The organism is Actinomycetota bacterium (genome assembly GCA_040905475.1).
Taxonomy (GTDB): domain Bacteria; phylum Actinomycetota; class AC-67; order AC-67; family AC-67; genus DATFGK01.
This window is the reverse complement of sequence record JBBDRM010000036.1, coordinates 1-1,469: the sequence shown is the minus strand read 5'-3', so window position 1 is coordinate 1,469 and position 1,469 is coordinate 1. Positions and strand designations below refer to the sequence as shown.

The 1,469-nt window shown below is 69.0% G+C and carries 3 protein-coding genes; 1 reads left to right on the top strand and 2 read right to left on the bottom strand.

The features are described from left to right. Positions 1-476 (top strand): cytochrome c biogenesis protein CcdA (locus tag WEB06_03465; GenBank protein MEX2554672.1); only part of this gene is annotated, 476 nt, incomplete at its 5' end. 50 nt (positions 477-526) lie between these two features. Here WEB06_03465 and WEB06_03460 read toward each other — a convergent pair. Both WEB06_03460 and WEB06_03455 read right to left on the bottom strand, forming a co-directional pair. After that, a complete protein-coding gene (locus WEB06_03460; GenBank protein MEX2554671.1) occupies positions 527-826 on the bottom strand; it encodes a hypothetical protein in 300 nt (99 codons plus the stop codon). Between the two features lie 147 nt (positions 827-973). Next, a partial coding sequence (locus WEB06_03455) for a hypothetical protein (GenBank protein MEX2554670.1) occupies positions 974-1,469 on the bottom strand: 496 nt, incomplete at its 5' end.

Here is a 1,469-nt window from a genome sequence, read left to right as displayed (position 1 = left end):
TCGCCAACCGGCGAACGCTCGAGATCGTCGCCGGCATCTTCATCGTCTTCGCCGGCCTCGTCTACATCCGGGCGCCGCTCCCACTGACGCTGCTTCGCGAGAAGCACCTCACGAGCCCGCGCCGTGCAGGGGGCGTTCCGACCGCAGCACTCGCAGGACTCGCCTTCGGGATCGGGTGGACGCCCTGCATCGGTCCCACGCTGGCCGCGATCCTCGCACTCGCCGCGGGCTCGGGAAGCGCCGACGAGGGCGCCGTCCTGCTCGCCGTCTACGCATTCGGACTCGGCGTCCCCTTCCTCATCTTCGGGCTCGCCTTCAGCCGCGCGCTGGGGCTGGTCGGAGCGCTGCGAAGACACGCTACTGCCGTCGGCGTCGCCTCCGGCTCGCTCCTCATCGTCTTCGGGGTGCTGCTCGCGAGCGGCTACCTTGCACGGTTGACCCGCTCACTGGCGCAGTTCACCGGCCTCGCCATCTAGACCGGCGGCCGCCCGCGCTGCGGCCACCGGTCTGGATTCGTCTCCGGGCCTTAGCCGGACGGGAAGTAGACGCCGTTTCGCTCGTGGCCGACCTCCGCGAAGAGGCTCGCCGAGGTCGAGATGTCGTTGGCGACGTACAGCGCCTCCGAGGTCTCGCCCCGCCACCACGCCTTCGCCGAGTTGAGAACGACGTCGGCGTCGAACGCGTCCTCCACGTCGTGGAAGTGGCGCTTGTCGGCGGAACGTGTCCACTCGACCCTGAAGGAAACGACGGCCGGGAGAAACGAGCCGCCCGTGATCGCGTTGACCAGGTCGTGGTAGTCGCGCGAGGCGAGATCGCGAACGTCCATGACCGCCGATCCGTTCCCGGGATGGGCGGCGACGCTGCCGGGCTCGATCTCGTCCGTCCAGAAGAGGCCGTTCGCCTCGATGCCCGGATTGAAGTCGTGAATCTGGATCTGCGCTGGATCGCCAAACTGGCGATCGAAGACGTCGAGTCAGATGAGCGCGAACGCCGCGTGCCGGCGGCGGCCGTCGCTCGCCACGAACTCGCCCTTCATGAAGCGCAGGTCGACCTCGAACGGGAGCGTCGCCGTTGCCCCCGTCGCCTTCTCGGTGCGCACACCCATGCCACGCACGAACGTGAGCCCGATCTGGCCGTTGAAGTCCGTGATCGTCGACGGGTCGTTCGTCGCCGGATCGGGACTTCCGAACGGCGGATACCCCGGCAGCTGGATGTGGATCGGAACCGTCGGGTCGAGCACCTGCGGAATCGGATTCGGCCCCGCAGACGGCGGAGCGCCGAGCGCGAAGCGTGGAAGCGTCAGCACGCCGAGCGCTGCCGCACCCGTCGCGACGGCCTGGCGGCGCGTGAACGGGCGCTCCCAGACCTCGGTATGCCATGTGTGCGAGCAGCGCCGCGCTTGTTGCGCGCTGGCTTGCTGCGCGACGCCTCGCAGGTCAGATGAGAGCCGCATACCCCCTCCCTGCTCG

Excerpts from the sequence above, each read along its gene's own strand:
- WEB06_03460 (MEX2554671.1), bottom strand. The coding sequence starts at position 826 with ATGGACGTTCGCGATCTCGCCTCGCGCGACTACCACGACCTGGTCAAC.